Origin of the sequence: Azohydromonas australica DSM 1124 (assembly GCF_000430725.1) — a bacterium.
GTDB lineage: Bacteria > Pseudomonadota > Gammaproteobacteria > Burkholderiales > Burkholderiaceae_C > Azohydromonas > Azohydromonas australica.
This window is the reverse complement of record NZ_KE387205.1, coordinates 1-14364: the sequence shown is the minus strand read 5'-3', so window position 1 is coordinate 14364 and position 14364 is coordinate 1. Positions and strand designations below refer to the sequence as shown.

The 14364-nt window shown below is 68.3% G+C and carries 11 protein-coding genes and 2 CRISPR repeat arrays; of the genes, 4 read left to right on the top strand and 7 right to left on the bottom strand.

Going from position 1 to position 14364, the window contains the following annotated elements:
* A CRISPR array of direct repeats spans positions 1-334; the repeat unit is 29 nt; unit sequence GTATTTCCCGCGCGAGCGGGGATGAACCG.
* A gap of 91 nt (positions 335-425) precedes the next feature.
* Positions 426-1554: a CRISPR direct-repeat array (repeat unit 29 nt; unit sequence GTATTTCCCGCGCGAGCGGGGATGAACCG).
* A gap of 247 nt (positions 1555-1801) precedes the next feature.
* Both H537_RS0124110 and H537_RS45235 read right to left on the bottom strand, forming a co-directional pair.
* The gene (locus tag H537_RS0124110; protein ID WP_028999888.1) at positions 1802-2581 is read right to left on the bottom strand and encodes an enoyl-CoA hydratase/isomerase family protein; all 780 of its coding nucleotides are present in this window, start codon (positions 2579-2581) and stop codon (positions 1802-1804) included.
* Between the two features lie 112 nt (positions 2582-2693).
* Entirely contained in the window at positions 2694-3680 is a 987-nt protein-coding gene (locus tag H537_RS45235) for a LysR family transcriptional regulator (protein WP_310733027.1), read from the bottom strand.
* Between the two features lie 104 nt (positions 3681-3784).
* Here H537_RS45235 and H537_RS0124100 point away from each other — a divergent pair, with 104 nt between their 5' ends.
* Complete coding sequence (locus H537_RS0124100; RefSeq protein WP_028999887.1) at positions 3785-4804, top strand: NAD-dependent epimerase/dehydratase family protein; 1020 nt, start codon at positions 3785-3787, stop codon at positions 4802-4804.
* 57 nt (positions 4805-4861) lie between these two features.
* On the opposite strand, the gene H537_RS51480 is transcribed toward H537_RS0124100, so the two are convergent.
* Together H537_RS51480 and H537_RS53340 are read right to left on the bottom strand one after the other, a co-directional pair.
* On the bottom strand, positions 4862-5641 hold the full coding sequence (locus tag H537_RS51480; RefSeq protein WP_051243192.1) for a CHAP domain-containing protein: 780 nt from the start codon (positions 5639-5641) through the stop codon (positions 4862-4864).
* A 265-nt stretch (positions 5642-5906) separates the two neighbouring features.
* On the bottom strand, positions 5907-6179 hold the full coding sequence (locus H537_RS53340; RefSeq protein ID WP_156901910.1) for a hypothetical protein: 273 nt from the start codon (positions 6177-6179) through the stop codon (positions 5907-5909).
* A 569-nt stretch (positions 6180-6748) separates the two neighbouring features.
* Between H537_RS53340 and H537_RS0124085 the strand changes: the two genes are divergently transcribed.
* Positions 6749-7441 carry a PEP-CTERM sorting domain-containing protein gene (locus H537_RS0124085; RefSeq protein WP_028999885.1) on the top strand — a complete coding sequence of 231 codons (693 nt, stop codon included), beginning with the start codon at positions 6749-6751 and terminating at the stop codon, positions 7439-7441.
* 264 nt (positions 7442-7705) lie between these two features.
* Here the strand turns inward: H537_RS0124085 and H537_RS45225 are convergent, their stop codons facing one another.
* A complete protein-coding gene (locus tag H537_RS45225; RefSeq protein ID WP_084150914.1) occupies positions 7706-7996 on the bottom strand; it encodes a hypothetical protein in 291 nt (96 codons plus the stop codon).
* Between the two features lie 881 nt (positions 7997-8877).
* Here H537_RS45225 and H537_RS45220 point away from each other — a divergent pair.
* Positions 8878-10587 (top strand): methyl-accepting chemotaxis protein, encoded by a 1710-nt coding sequence (locus H537_RS45220; RefSeq protein ID WP_064736037.1) that lies wholly within the window; start codon positions 8878-8880, stop codon positions 10585-10587.
* Positions 10588-10708: 121 nt separating this feature from the next.
* On the opposite strand, the gene H537_RS0124070 is transcribed toward H537_RS45220, so the two are convergent.
* The gene (locus H537_RS0124070; protein WP_028999884.1) at positions 10709-11011 is read right to left on the bottom strand and encodes a helix-turn-helix domain-containing protein; all 303 of its coding nucleotides are present in this window, start codon (positions 11009-11011) and stop codon (positions 10709-10711) included.
* 27 nt (positions 11012-11038) lie between these two features.
* Entirely contained in the window at positions 11039-12355 is a 1317-nt protein-coding gene (locus tag H537_RS0124065; RefSeq protein ID WP_028999883.1) for a type II toxin-antitoxin system HipA family toxin, read from the bottom strand.
* A 186-nt stretch (positions 12356-12541) separates the two neighbouring features.
* On the opposite strand from H537_RS0124065, the gene H537_RS0124060 reads away from it, so the two are divergent.
* Complete coding sequence (locus H537_RS0124060; RefSeq protein ID WP_028999882.1) at positions 12542-14185, top strand: acyl-CoA synthetase; 1644 nt, start codon at positions 12542-12544, stop codon at positions 14183-14185.
* Positions 14186-14364: the final 179 nt, after the last annotated feature.

Sequence of the window (14364 nt, the reverse complement as noted above, 5' to 3'; positions counted from 1 at the left end):
GTATTTCCCGCGCGAGCGGGGATGAACCGACGGCAGGGACGGCGCTGGTGAGCGCCGCCATGTATTTCCCGCGCGAGCGGGGATGAACCGCGTCACGTCGTAATAGATCTGTCCTACTTGTTGTATTTCCCGCGCGAGCGGGGATGAACCCACGCCGACAGCGCGCGCCACGAACTCGGCCACGTATTTCCCGCGCGAGCGGGGATGAACCGTCCGCCGCCCACTTGACATAGGCCGCCAGCGCGTATTTCCCGCGCGAGCGGGGATGAACCGCTGGTCGCCCGGGTACAGCATGCCGTTCATGAGTATTTCCCGCGCGAGCGGGGATGAACCGATCCAGTGGAAGGGCGCGGCCACCACGCAGGCGTATTTCCCGCGCGACCGGGATGAACCGCCTCTGTACGTGCTCGGCCTGCGCATTGAGGGGTATTTCCCGCGCGAGCGGGGATGAACCAAGCAGGCATTCAAATGGATGCAACCATGCAGCGTATTTCCCGCGCGAGCGGGGATGAACCGGCCGCCGGCGTCACGCTGGGCCTGGGCGAGGCGTATTTCCCGCGCGAGCGGGGATGAACCGTGCAAATCCCCTTGTTCGCTTAGCTGGTTAACGTATTTCCCGCGCGAGCGGGGATGAACCGCGTTGGGCGGGGATGCTCGCGCGGCGCTGGCTGTATTTCCCGCGCGAGCGGGGATGAACCGCCCAAGGCGCCGAAGCGCACCCCCTGCGAGCAGTATTTCCCGCGCGAGCGGGGATGAACCGGGGAAGCGGCGCCGGTACTTCGGCACCGACTCGTATTTCCCGCGCGAGCGGGGATGAACCGGCGCCGGACGTTTCATGCACCGGGTAGACAGAGTATTTCCCGCGCGAGCGGGGATGAACCGGGGAAGCGGCGCCGGTACTTCGGCACCGACTCGTATTTCCCGCGCGAGCGGGGATGAACCGGCGCCGGACGTTTCATGCACCGGGTAGACAGAGTATTTCCCGCGCGAGCGGGGATGAACCGGCATTGCCCTGCGGGCCAACGGCGACCTGCTGGTATTTCCCGCGCGAGCGGGGATGAACCCGGCTCCAGCACGAGCGATTCCAACGTCACGCAGTATTTCCCACGCGAACGGGGATGAACCGTCATCTACTCGATCCGCGCGCGCCGGGGAGAGGTATTTCCCGCGCGAGCGGGGATGAACCGATGTCTTCGCCCTTGAGGGCGGGAATGTCGATGTATTTCCCGCGCGAGCGGGGATGAACCGGTGTCGTACTACAACGACTTCCAGAACGCTGTGTATTTCCCGCGCGAGCGGGGATGAACCGCTCCAGCCGGCCGCTGACTGCGCAAAGGCCTTGTATTTCCCGCGCGAGCGGGGATGAACCGTTGGGGATGGTGCCCTTGAGCTGGGCCAGCGCGTATTTCCCGTGCGAGCGGGGATGAACCCTCGGCGCCAGTGGGTTGTGCTGGTGGTAGCGCGTATTTCCCGCGCGAGCGGGGATGAACCGAGCTCGTTCAGCGAACTGCTCAGCAGCATGATCGTATTTCCCGCGTCAGCGGGGCTGCACTGGCGGCTTCTTGATGGATCAGGAGATGGAGTTGGGCTTAAGATTATTTGCGCGCATCGAAAGCCTTTATGTCCCTGCGCTCCAGCAAAATACGTACGGCGCCATACCAGGAAAGCACCGGTAGCAAAACGCCCTTTCCCCGAATGGACGCCCCTTTTATTCCATCCTCGCCCCCGATCAGATTGAAATTGGAGCAGCAAGAAAACCTCATCACCTCCAAGCAGTTGAGGTTTTCTACTCCCAGTCCATTCACCTCCCCTTGAACACCGCCGGCCGCTTCTCCTGCCACGCCCGCACGCCCTCGCGCAGGTCTTGCGAGGCGTTGACGCGGGCGATGTCGCGCGCCAGGGCGTCGGCGTCCAGCGCGCCGCGGGCGATGGCGTCCAGGTGGCGCTTCATGCCCAGCAGCGCCAGCGGCGCCATGCCGGCCAGGCGCTCGCACCACGCCTGCCCGGCCTGCGCCAGCTCTTCGGGCTCGACCATGCGGTCCAGGTAGCCCAGCGCCAGCATCTGCTGCGCGTCCAGCTTCTCGGCCGCCAGCAGGATGCGCCGCGCCACCGGCAGCCCCAGCCGCGCCACGAAGCGCTCCATGCCGCCGCGGTAGAACAGCAGCCCCAGCTGCGCCGCGGGCACGAACATCTCTGCGGCGGTGGTGGCGATGCGGAAGTCGCAGGCCAGCGCCAGGTCGGTGGCACCGCCGTACAGGCCGCCGTTGATCACCGCCACCGTCACCGGGCGCGCGGCCTCCAGCGCCGCGGCCAGCGCCTCGAAACGCTCGGCGGCCGTGGCGATGTGCTCGCCCGCCTCGCCCAGGTTGAAGCCGCTGCAGAAATGCCGCCCCTGCGCCTGCAGCTGCAGCACCAGCACCTCCTCGCGCGCGTTGACCTCGGCCAGCTGCGCCTGCAGCACCTCCAGGTCCGACAGCTCCAGCCGGTTGGCCACCGCCGGGCGGCGCAGCGTGATGGTGGCGATGGCGCCTTCGATGGCGAGAACGGGCGGCTGGCCGGCGGGGTCGGTGGGCGTAGTCATGTCAGCGGGGAAAACGCAATGGATGAGTTCGAAGGCCGCGCGGTGCGCCGGCCTTCTCCGGGGCCGTGCCCGCCACGGGCGCGGCGATCATACGCAGCGCCGCCGCCCGCTCTCAGCCGCCCTCGGCCTCCCCGCCGCCGCTGGCCGCCAGCTCCGCGGGCACCGCCTCGGCCAGGAAATCGAACACCCGCCGCACCAGGCGGTTGCCGTGGATCTCGCGGTGCACCGCCAGCCAGCACGGCAGCGGCGGAATGCGCAGTTGCGGCAGCAACGGCACCACGCCCGGCCAGTGGCGCAGGTTGTAGCGCGCCACGAAGCCGATGCCCGCGCCCGCGGCCACGAGCTGGCCGTAGGCCACCTGGTCGTCGGTGCGCAGCGCGAAGCCTCGGCGCGTCATCGGCACGCCCATGGCGGCGAAGCCCTGCAGGATGGCCTCGTCGCGGTCGTAGCCGATGAGCACGTGGCCCAGCAGGTCCTCGGCCTCTCGCGGCGTGCCCGCGCGCGCCAGGTAGCGCTGGTGCGCCGCGGCGGTGAGCGGCACCTCGGCGACGCGCCGCGCCACCAGCGAACCCTGCTCGGGGCGGACCATGCGCAGCGCGATGTCGGCCTCGCGCCGCAGTAGGTTGCTGAGCTGGTCCGACGCGACCAGCTCCACCTCGATGCCGGGCTCGGCCTCGCGCAGCCGCGCCAGCACCGGCGGCAGCAGCCAGGTGGCGGCCACGCGGCTGGCCGTCAGGCGCACGGTGCCGCGCTCGGCGTCGCGCGCGGCGGCCAGCGCGTGCAGCAAGGCGCCGGCGCCGTCCTGCATGCGCCGCGCGGCCTCGGCAATGGCCAGCGCCGCCGCGGTGGGCGTGACGCCGCGCCCGGTGCGCTCGAACAGCGGCACGCCCAGCTGCGCCTCCAGCTCGGCCACGTGGCGCGAGAGCGTGGGCTGCTGCGCGCGCAGCCGGCGCGCCGCGCCCATCAGGCTGCCGGCGTCCAGCACCGCCAGGAAGCTGCGCACCAGGCGCCAGTCGAACTCCTCCAGCGGCATCGGTGCGGCGGGACGCGGCGGCGCGCTGGCGGGCGGCGATGGTGGCGGGGAAGGATCAACCGTCATGCGAATCCGTATGGCTGGCTTGCAGGGAACGGCGATTTTCGGATGACGCGATGGTCGCCACACTGGCTGCACCGATCACCGAACTTCAGCGCCTGGAGCCCCGCATGAACACGCCGACCTCTTCAACTCCCACCGTCCTGGTGCTGGGCGCCAACGGGCGCCTGGGGCTGGCTGCTGCGCAGGCCTTCGCGGCGGCTGGCTGGCAGGTACTGGCACAGGTGCGGCGCGAGGCCGCGCCCGGCATGCCGGCGTCCGCGCGGCTGCTGCGCACGCCGGTGGGCGACACCGCGGCGCTGGCGCTGCAGGCCGCGGGCGCGCGCGTGGTGGTGCATGCGCTCAACCCCTCCGACTACGGCCGCTGGAAGCGCGACGCGATGCCGCTGCTGCAGGCGGCACTGGACCTGGCGCAAGCGCTGGACGCGCGGCTGATGCTGCCGGGCAACGTCTACAACTACGGGCTGCACCTGTCGGTGCCCACGCGCGAGGACGCGCCGCAACGCCCGCACACCGCGCACGGGCGCATCCGCGTGGCGATGGAAGCCGAGATCGAGCGCCGCTGCCGTGCCGGCGCGCTGCGCGCCACGGTGCTGACGGCGGGCGATTTCTACGGCGCGGGCTCGGGCACCTGGTTCGACCAGGCGATCCTGAAGCCGCTGGCGAAGGGGCGGCTGGTGTACCCGGGCGCGCTGGACGTGCCGCACGCCTGGGCCTACCTGCCCGACCTGGCGCGCGCCTTCGTGGGCCTGGCCGAAGCCGCCGAGGCGGGTGCGCTGGCGGACTTCGCGCGCTTTCATTTCGCGGGGCACACGCTGACGGGGGCGCAGGTGCTGGACGGGGTGGAACGCGCCGCCGCACAGCTCGGACTGGCCGTGCCCGCGGGCGGCTGCAAGCGCGGCGGCATGCCGTGGGGCCTGATCCGCGTTCTCGGCCTGTTCGTGCCGACGATGCGCGCGCTCGCCGACATGTCCTATCTCTGGCGCGTGCCGCACGGGCTGGACGACGCGCCATTGCGCGCAGTGCTGGGACCGCTGCTGACGACACCGGTGGAGCAGGCGCTGGCGGAGACGGTGCGGGCGGCAATGCTTCAGAAAACAGCAGTTCAGCACGCCATGGCAGCCGGCTGACAAGCGGGGGCAGGACAGCCGCCGGCGTCCTCCCGGACACCGGCGGTGCGCCCGCGTTCAGGCCGGGTACTGGATGAACCCGCGGTTGATCTCGTTGATCTTGCGCGTCAGGCGGTACACGCCGCCGCCTTCGCGCGTCTTGCTGGCGTCCGTGTTGCCTTCGATGGTGGTGATCCAGCCGCCGTCGCACTGCTCGACCAGCCCGGTGTGCCCCATGCCTTGGCCGTGGTCCATGATGAAGATGGAGCCCGGTCCCAGGCGGCTGGGGTCGTTGGTGGCCTCGCGCGCCGGGATCAGCGTGGCACCGTGCTCGCCCGCGCGGCGCCAGTGGTCCAGGCAGCCGGCGGTCTTCACCATCGGATTGCCGCGCCCTTGCTGCTGCGCGGCCTCGTCGAAGCAGTAGTAGACGAAGGCGCAGCACCACGCGAAGCCCGGGTTCAGGCCGACCCGCCGCAGGTACTGCTCGACGATGGGACCGCGATTGGAGTTGCGCGGATCCTCGCGCACGGGCCGCTGCAGCTCCTTCACCGCCACCTTCAGCACCTCGGCCATGAAGGGGCCCGCGTCCCGCGGCGCTGGAACGGTGTCGGGCCCGAACAGCGCAGCCCAGGTCAGGGAGCCCACTTCACCGTCCTGCCGCAGCGCACGGCCCTGGTCATCCACGTTGCGCGCCTGGAACAGCTTGACCGCCTGGCGCATGTTGACGCCGAAGTTGGGATTGGCAGGGTCGAGCCGCAGCGACTCGTCGCCCAGCGACTGGTTCAGGCGCTCCTTGAGCGCGGCCACGATGGCGGCGTCCCGCTCGCCCTGCTTGACGATCCGTCCCGGGTACATCATGGAAAGCTCCTCCTGGTGCAGTGAACCGGCCGCGCACCCCGCCCCGCACCGCACGGCAGGGGCACCCGGCCATGCTGGCACTACCCGGGCCGGCGCCGGCAGCGGCAATGACGAAGGTCACGCATGGCGCGAGCCGCCCGCTGCGCCTGTAACCCCACGGAGGCCGCCGTTCACCCGCTGCCGCCCATCACCGGCCCGGCCGCGCGCTTCGTGCGCGCCCGTCCCGCCGGAAAAGGCCGCCTGAAGACGACTGGGTTGGAAATGGTCACTCGACGTTCTGGAGGCGGTCCTGGAACCAGCGCTGCTCCTGTACCGTCAACGCGTCTTTGGTTTTCCAATAGCGGCGCGGATTCCCGCACATGGCGCAGGAGCACGGCGCAGCAGTCGAGGCCACGATGCCGAGACGGCGGCTATCCGGCGGGTTTTCCGCCCGAGTTCCCATGCCCCAATATGAACGGCGAGCTTTCTTGATGCGCTCAACGTGGTGGCGGCGCACGGCTCGACGGTTGCTGCTTGATGGCTTCACGATCAGTCCCATGACCGCAGGCCACTGAGGACCCTCCCCAGCTGCTCTGGAACCTGCGGCCGGTTATAGGACCGACGCGTATTTCAATGGCCGCATGTCGATTCACCTCAAGACAAGTCGATGGGGTCAATTAGACACCCAACCTTACGCTCGCGCGGTTATATAAAAACAGGCGCAAGCCCGTCCATCAGCAGGACATGGAACGCCTGCTCCCTCCCCTGCAGTGCAAGAGCGCGCCAATGACGGTGTCAACCGCCGTGTGTATTTGGCCAAAATGCAGGCGCAATCGCAAAGGCAAGGAACAATTCGTAAATGCGACAAGCATCGGCCGAAAAACCCCTTCCTCGCCTCAAACAAAAATGCGCCACAAATGCTGCATCACACCATCCAACAGGCCCGCTAACCACCCCTGATTCCATTTACGTTGACTCACGCCGCAAATTGTATTTCCTGAAATATCTTTAGCCTTCTCTTATTCCAAAAAAAATGGCGGCTTTCATAGCCGTCCGAAACCTTTCGGCCGGTCAGCCCTCATTTCACCGCAGGAGCCGCCCGGTGAAATGACCACACAAGGAGTAGTCATGTCCAGGATGCAAACTCTCGCAAAGCATTGCGCGGCCGCGTTGTTGGTCAGCGCAGCGATACCGTCATACGCATTGGAAGGCACGATCGAGTTTGCCGGCGCCCTGATATTTTTCAATGACACGCTCAAGATTTCCAACCTTGACGGGTTCACCATCACCCCCGTTGGCTTCCGAAATGATGATTTCCCAGTGCCAACCGGCTCGACTGGAGAAGTCAAGGACATTTCCCTGGCCACGCCCGGCCGTGTCAATGTGCCCGGTTTCCTCACGTTCAACGCGGCACCTTTCGCGCGCTTTGATCTGACAGGCATCCAGGCGGGTATTTTTGACAGCAGCGCCTGTGGCGCCATAGCTGCCGCGGGACAAACCTGCACGCCTGCCGGCTCAGCCGTCAACTTCGTGAATGTCCCTTTCGGCCCCACCACGCTGGGCTCCACGATGACCTTCTCGGTGACCGGCTACATGACCGACACCCGGGACGGTAGCCGCACCCCGTACGCCGGCCATTTCGCCGCCGTCTTCCCGTTGGAATACCAAGGTTTCCTGGGCCGGCCGGATGCCGGTGGCGCCACTTTTTCCGCGGTGTTCGCCCAACCGGTGCCTGAACCGGCAAGCTGGCTGTTGATGGCGGGCGGTCTCGCGGTCTTGGGGCGCTACAGCCGTAAACGCCTGTCAAAGGCGCCTGCATAAAACCGTGCGAAGGGGGGTTAGCACGGCCCAAATTGCGCCATTTGTCGTGCGTGTCTGAACGCATGCCTCAGGTGCCCGCGGCGCTGCATTGCCTGGTATTGGCCACCGGCGAAAGTGCATAACCCCCCTGGAGGCTTGGACCGCTGATGCTTTTTCTCGGCAATTGCGAAGAGCAAGCCAATACCAGAGATCGACGCGGCATGGGGTTGCCACCCCAATGCCGGTCATGCATCAACGGCGATAAGGCGCGCAGGTGAGAACGGCTCAGCGCTGTGATCCGCTGCTGCCCGACTGCGTCTGCTGCTGTTCGCCGCTGCCATCCTGCCGCTGCTGCGCCTTGGCCTGTTCAGCCTGCTGCTTTTCCTCGTCCTTCTTTTCCGCGCGGTGGTGCCCGATGGCACAGCCGGCGGCGGCACCGACGACGCCGTGCCCGCCCGCCACGTGGCCGGCCACGCCGCCCACGGCTGCGCCCTTGAGGCAACCCTTGGCCTGCGCCAAGCCGGGCAAGGCCAGCGGCACGAGCAGCACTGCGCTCCAAAGCCAACGTGATCTCATGGCGGGTCTCCTGTGCTTGGTGATCGGTCGTCACCAAGATAGGCCCCGCGCCCGATCGGCACCGTCAGCCAGTGCCTCCACCCGTTGTAGGACGGAGCGGATATCCATGCCGAGCGGGTTCCCCGAGCGGCCTGCGACGCACCTGGCACGTGACCCGTGGCGCAGCGGCCTGGCTTTCTAAGCTCGGAGTACGAAAACCGGCTGATTTTGATCAACCCGGCCATCAGGCTCCCGCAAGACGCATCCGGCACAGGGCGTGCCAAAAAACATCTCTCTCATGCACAGTCTTGGGCATGACATTTGTCCTGCCCGTCCGGATTTCCGGCCACACCCATCGGATTTTTTCTTGACAAGCCACCCACAGGAATGAAATAGCGCTGTCAACCTCCATGCTGCGCCGCAACACCGGATTATCCCTAGGCTGATGTAACAGACGCACCCGACAGCCCCACAGCTGTTGACTCGGCTTTGACTCGTTAGTAATCTATTGTTTCAGAAGGGTCTTTCCTTTATCTGGGTGACAAGGAGCAGGCACCGAGCGGATCCCAGACCGGTCGCAATCGGGTTGGAAGCTTTGCGGCCCAGGCTTGCAAGCACACTCTACTCGAACTTCTTTTTTTGCTCGCTTTCTGAATAAACAATTTGTCCGTCCCTGGATGGATATGAATTTGCTCGGGATTTGAAGTATTTCGCGGCAAATGCGTCGAATGAACCATTGCATCAGGTTCAGTCGGCGTTGGACGCCAGCACGACGCCGGTTATTTGTCAGCGCACAGCGCTTTGGCCTTCGGGCGGACTTTGGTCAGGCACGTGGTGGCGGCTTTGATGGGTGCCCAGCCTCCGGGCGGCGCCCTGCTCCCCATCCCTGGGAGGGATTGCTCATGCGTATCAACGAGCCCGTCACCCAAGCGGAATTCCGCTTCCCGAACAGCGCCACGCTGATGTCCACGACGGACACGCGAGGCGTCGTCACCTACGCCAACGAGGCGTTCGTCGAGGTCAGCGGCTTCTCACGGGAGGAGATCGTGGGCAAGCCGCACAACCTCGTGCGCCACCCCGACATGCCGCGCGAAGCCTTTGGCGACATGTGGGCCACGCTCAAGGGCGGCGAGCCGTGGACCGCCATCGTCAAGAACCGCCGCCAGAACGGCGACCACTACTGGGTGCGCGCCAATGCCGTGCCGGTGGTGCGCCACGGGCGCACGGTGGGCTACATGTCCGTGCGTACCCAGCCTTCCCGCGAGGAGATCGCGTCGGCCGAGGGGCTGTACAAGGAGATGCACCAGGGCAGCGCGCGGCACAGGCTGCACAAGGGCGTGCTGCTGCGCAGGGGCTTGCTGGGCGGGCTCTCGGTGCTCCAGCTCATGCCGGTGCGTTGGCGCATCCGGCTGGCGTTCATGGGCCTGGTGCCGGTGATGGCCGCCGCGTTCTGGGTGCAGCAGTCGTGCACGGCGCCGGTGGCGCTGATGAGCACCGCGGTGGCGATGGCGCTGCTGCTGACCTGCTGGGCGCTGGAGCTGCAGATCGCGCGGCCGCTGGAGCAGCTGCGCGAGGAGGCCATCAAGGTGGCCACCGGCGAGAACCCGATGACCACGCACATGAACCGCGCCGACGAGATCGGCATGACGCTGCGCGCCGTCGGCCAGCTGGGGCTGATGTTCCGGTGGCTGGTGGACGACGTGAGCCACCAGGTGGAGTCGGTGCAGCACGCGGCGGCCGAGATCGCGCAGGGCAACCTGGACCTGAGCACGCGCACCGAGCAGGCCGCCGCCAGCGTGGAGGAGACGGCTTCCTCGATGGAGGAGATGACCACCACCGTGAAGGCCAACACCCGCACCGCCGCGCAGGCGGACCAGCTCGCCGGGCAGGCGCGCCAGGCTGCCACCGAGGGCAGCCGCACGGTGGCCGAGGTCGTCAGCACCATGGGCGAGATCTCGGCGAGCTCGCGGCAGGTCACCGAGATCGTGGGCCTGATCGACAGCATCGCGTTCCAGACCAACATCCTGGCGCTCAACGCGGCGGTGGAGGCGGCGCGCGCGGGCGAGAGCGGCAGCGGCTTCGCGGTGGTGGCCGGCGAGGTGCGCAGCCTGGCCAAGCGCAGCGCCCAGGCGGCCAGCGAGGTCAAGGCGCTGATCGAGTCGAGCGCGAAGAAGGTCGAGGCCGGCTCCGTGCTGGTCGCCCAGGCCGGGCAGGCCATGAACGCGATCGTGAGCCAGGTGAAGCAGGTGTCCGACCTGATCGGCGAGATGGGTTCCGCCACGCAGGAGCTGAGCAACGGCATCGTGCAGATCGGCCAGGCCGTGCACCACATGGACCACGTCACGCAGCAGAACGCCGCGCTGGTGGAGGAAAGCGCCCTCGCCTCGGACGGCCTGAGCCAGCAGGCAGCCCGGCTGCGCCAGGCCGTGGGGGTGTTCGGCGGCGAGCGCGCGCAGCCGCAGCCGGTGCGCCGCGTCCAGGTGCCGCGCCCGGCCACGGCGACCGCCGTCGCGGCCATGGCCGGCCGCGAACCGGCCCGGCCCGCACGAGGCGGCCATACCCTGCCGCACGCGACGCTGTCGCTGCTGCCGGTGGGGTCCGGGACGGCTTGAGGGCCGCGTTACCGCGACGGTGAAAGCACCCCGTTCGCCCTGAGCTCGTCGAAGGGCCTGCCGGCCGGCTGTGCCGGGGGCTTCGACAAGCTCAGCCCGAACGGCATTTCAGCAAGGCCGTTCAGTCGTCCTCGTCCGCCGCCCGCACCCGCCGCACCACGCCCAGCCTGAGGCCCAGCACGCCCAGGATGCGGTTCAGGGTCTGCACGGTGCCCTCGCTGCGGCCCTGCTCGATGTCCTGCAGCGTGCGCATGGAGACGCCCGCGAGCCTGGCGAGCTCGGCGCTGGTCAGGCGCAGCGTCTTCTTCAGGTGTCGCACCGACTCGCGCAGGCTCCACTCGGGATGCGCCAGCACGTCCTCCACCGCCTGGCGGCGCAGCGCCAGCTGCTGCGGCAGGCTCACGGGGTTGAAGCGTTTGTCCATGGTGACTGCGTCGTGGGCCCTGGTTGATCAGCGCAGGGCGTCCAGCTCGTGCGCCAGGCGCTCCAGGCCCGGCCGCAGGAAGGCGTGGACTTCGGGCTCCAGCCCCATGTCTTGTCCATGGACCGCGATGTCGGCCAGGGCAGGTGCCATCGCGCGCAGGCCTTCGGCCAGCGCCGGGCGCGACAGCGGCACGCCGCGGCCCGCACGCGCGGACTCGGCCAGGCGGCACACGGCATCGAGCACGCGCGGCCACGCCGGCCGGCCGTCGTCGTTGCCCTCCCAGCGGATGCGGCGGGCGATGCCGTCCGGATGCAGGAACATCGGCACGAAGTCGTACAGCGGCGTCAGCGCGATGCGTCCCTCGAAGTCGCGCTGCAGCGCCGTGTTGCGCGCGTGGTTGTCCTTGTTGCCCAGCGCCAGGTTCGCCACGTCGCGGCGCAGGTATTCCAGCAGCTCGGCTTGCGGATCGGTGCAGCGCCGCAGCAGCTCGCGGCAGACCTCGTCATGGCTGGGCAGCAGGCCGAAGCCCGGCTTGCCGGTGAGGCTGGCGATGCTTTCCTGCGCCAGCCGCTGCACGCCGGTGCCCACGGGCCGCCGGTCGAAGCGCGGGATGAACAGCGCCCGCTCATGCCGCGTCAGCGCCGCATGCACGCGCAGGCCCAGGCGCTGCGCCAGAGCCATGTAGGGCGCCTCGTGTCGCAGGATGCAGTCCAGCCGCTCGTTGCTGCCGCGCCCGAACTTGACGATGAAATGCTCCACGGCCTCGCCGTCGGGCAGCGCGTGGTCCAGGTACAGCAGCCCGTCGCGGGCGCGCGCCAGAAGCAGCTTGGGCCATTCGCCCTGCACTCCTGAGGAGCCTGCAACGAAGAGCCCCAAGGCGCCCAGGTGCTCGGTGAAGGCTTCGCTGCGCCGGGCCACCTCCAGGTCGGTGAAGCCTTGGGCCGGCCGCGGTTGGCGCATCAACCAGTCGGCAGCCTCCTTCACGCGCAGGTGGCCGACCGGATTGCCGGCCCCTGCCAGCAGCAATGCCCAGTCCGCCGGCTCGGCCGCGGTCTCGGGCAAGCCCAGGCCTCGCAGCAGCTCCGCACGTCCGTAGCCCTGCGGAAGCATGTCGATGAGAAAGACCGGCCAGTGGTCCAGCTCGATGGCGTCCAGCTGCACCGGCCATCGGCAGCTCAGCGCATGGGCGTCGCGCGCGCCCTGGTGCTCCACGGCCCAGGCCGTGTCGTAGCCGGTGTAGCTCCTGGCCCGCCAGCCTTCCTTCACGTCCCCGAACAGGCTGACGCTGGCCGCGTCGTGCCAAGCGCCCTGCGCGAAAAGCTGGATGGTGCAGGAGGCATTCATTTACACAGAATTCTGTGTTGATTGTCTTGAATTCTATAAGCAATACACATAGAAATCTGTGCAACTTGGTTTTGTTGACCCCGGTCATGGGAAGCCTCCGCGCGCCGTCCCCTCCTGTAAGTCTGTTCAGCCATGCTCTCCGGGTCGTTCCGGCCACATAGGCCTGCAGCAAGAGGAGACGTCCCGATGACGCGCACCAACCCCTACGAAATCGGACTGGACAAGAACGCGGCCAACTACGTGCCGCTGTCGCCGCTGAGCTACCTGGAGCGCGCGGCGGCCGTGTACCCCCAGCGCTTGGCGCTGGTGCACGGCGCGCTGCGCCAGACCTGGCGTGAAACCTTCGAGCGCTGCCGGCGCCTGGCCAGCGCGCTGCAGCGCCGCGGCGTGGGCCGGGGCGACACGGTGGCGGCGATGCTGCCCAACGTGCCCGCGATGTTCGAGGCCCACTTCGGCGTGCCGGCCGCGGGCGCGGTGCTCAATACGCTCAACACGCGGCTGGACGCAGAGTCCATCGCCTTCATGCTCCAGCACGGCGAGGCCAAGGTGCTGCTTACCGACCGCGAGTTCGCCGGCGTGGTCTCCAAGGCGCTGGCGCTGCTGGGCGAGCAGCGCCCGCTCGTGGTGGAGGTGGAGGACGAGCTGGCCCCGCCCGGACCGCGCCTGGGCGAGATGAGCTACGAGGAGCTGCTGGCCGGCGGTGACCCCGCCGCGCCATGGACGCTGCCCGGCGACGAGTGGGACGCGATCGCGCTGAACTACACCTCGGGCACCACCGGCAACCCCAAGGGCGTGGTCACGCACCACCGCGGCGCCTACCTCAACGCCGCGAGCAACGCCATCGGCTGGAGCCTGCCGCAGCACCCGACCTACCTGTGGACGCTGCCGATGTTCCACTGCAACGGCTGGTGCTTCCCGTGGACGCTGGCGCTGGTGGCGGGCACCAGCGTGTGCCTGCGCAAGGTCGATCCGGCGCTGATCTACCCGCTCATCCGCGAGCACCACGTCACGCACATGTGCGGCGCGCCCATCGTGTACGGGCTGCTGATCCACGCGCCGGCGGCGCTGCGCGAGGGCATCGGGCACGAGATCAAGGGCCTGATCGCCGGCGCGGCGCCGCCGGCGGCGGTGATCGAGGGCTGCGAGCGCATCGGCATCGCCATCACGCACGTGTACGGCCTGACCGAGGTGTACGGCCCGGCGGCGCTGTGCGCGCAGCAGGAAGAGTGGGCATCGTTGCCGCTGCCCGAGCGCGCGCGGCTCAATGCGCGCCAGGGCGTGCCCTATCCGCTGCAGCAGGCCGTGACGGTGCTGGACACCGCCACCATGCAGCCCGTGCCCGCGGACGGGCAGACGCTGGGCGAGGTGTGCTTCCGCGGCAACGCGGTGATGAAGGGCTACCTGAAGAACCCGGCGGCCACGCAGGAGGCCTTCGAGGGCGGCTGGTTCCGCACCGGCGACCTGGCGGTGCTGCACCCGGACGGCTACGTGAAGATCACCGACCGCAGCAAGGACGTGATCATTTCCGGCGGCGAGAACATCAGCTCGCTGGAGGTGGAGGACGTGCTGCACCGCCATCCGGACGTGATGCTGGCCGCGGTGGTGGCGCAGCCCGATCCAAAGTGGGGCGAGGTGCCGTGCGCCTTCGTGGAGGTAAAGCTGGGCTCCACGGTGACGGAGGACGAGCTCATCGAGTTCTGCCGCGGGCACCTGGCGCGCTTCAAGGCGCCCAAGCGCATCGTCTTCGGCGAGCTGCCCAAGACGTCCACCGGCAAGATCCAGAAGTTCGTGCTGCGCCAAGCGCTGAAGTCGGCGAGCGCGATCGGGTAAGACGGTCGGGCCGGCGGTGAAGCCGGCCATCAAAAAAGCGCACCGGCGGCGCGCTTTCGGGTGAGGCGGAGCGGGCTGTCAGGCCCACCCCTTTCAAGGTGCCCATTTAGCGAGCACGCTGCCTCCTCTGACGCACCCGATGGCAAGTGGAGGTGTGCGATGACGGTGGTGGATGCTGT

Bases quoted from the DNA above. Each gene is read 5' to 3' on its own strand.
- H537_RS0124110 (WP_028999888.1), bottom strand. From the start codon at position 2,581: ATGACTACGCCCACCGACCCCGCCGGCCAGCCGCCCGTTCTCGCCATC.
- H537_RS45235 (WP_310733027.1), bottom strand. From the start codon at position 3,680: ATGACGGTTGATCCTTCCCCGCCACCATCGCCGCCCGCCAGCGCGCCG.
- H537_RS0124100 (WP_028999887.1), top strand. From the start codon at position 3,785: ATGAACACGCCGACCTCTTCAACTCCCACCGTCCTGGTGCTGGGCGCC.
- H537_RS51480 (WP_051243192.1), bottom strand. From the start codon at position 5,641: ATGATGTACCCGGGACGGATCGTCAAGCAGGGCGAGCGGGACGCCGCC.
- H537_RS53340 (WP_156901910.1), bottom strand. From the start codon at position 6,179: ATGGGACTGATCGTGAAGCCATCAAGCAGCAACCGTCGAGCCGTGCGC.
- H537_RS0124085 (WP_028999885.1), top strand. From the start codon at position 6,749: ATGTCCAGGATGCAAACTCTCGCAAAGCATTGCGCGGCCGCGTTGTTG.
- H537_RS45225 (WP_084150914.1), bottom strand. From the start codon at position 7,996: ATGAGATCACGTTGGCTTTGGAGCGCAGTGCTGCTCGTGCCGCTGGCC.
- H537_RS45220 (WP_064736037.1), top strand. From the start codon at position 8,878: ATGCGTATCAACGAGCCCGTCACCCAAGCGGAATTCCGCTTCCCGAAC.
- H537_RS0124070 (WP_028999884.1), bottom strand. From the start codon at position 11,011: ATGGACAAACGCTTCAACCCCGTGAGCCTGCCGCAGCAGCTGGCGCTG.
- H537_RS0124065 (WP_028999883.1), bottom strand. From the start codon at position 12,355: ATGAATGCCTCCTGCACCATCCAGCTTTTCGCGCAGGGCGCTTGGCAC.
- H537_RS0124060 (WP_028999882.1), top strand. From the start codon at position 12,542: ATGACGCGCACCAACCCCTACGAAATCGGACTGGACAAGAACGCGGCC.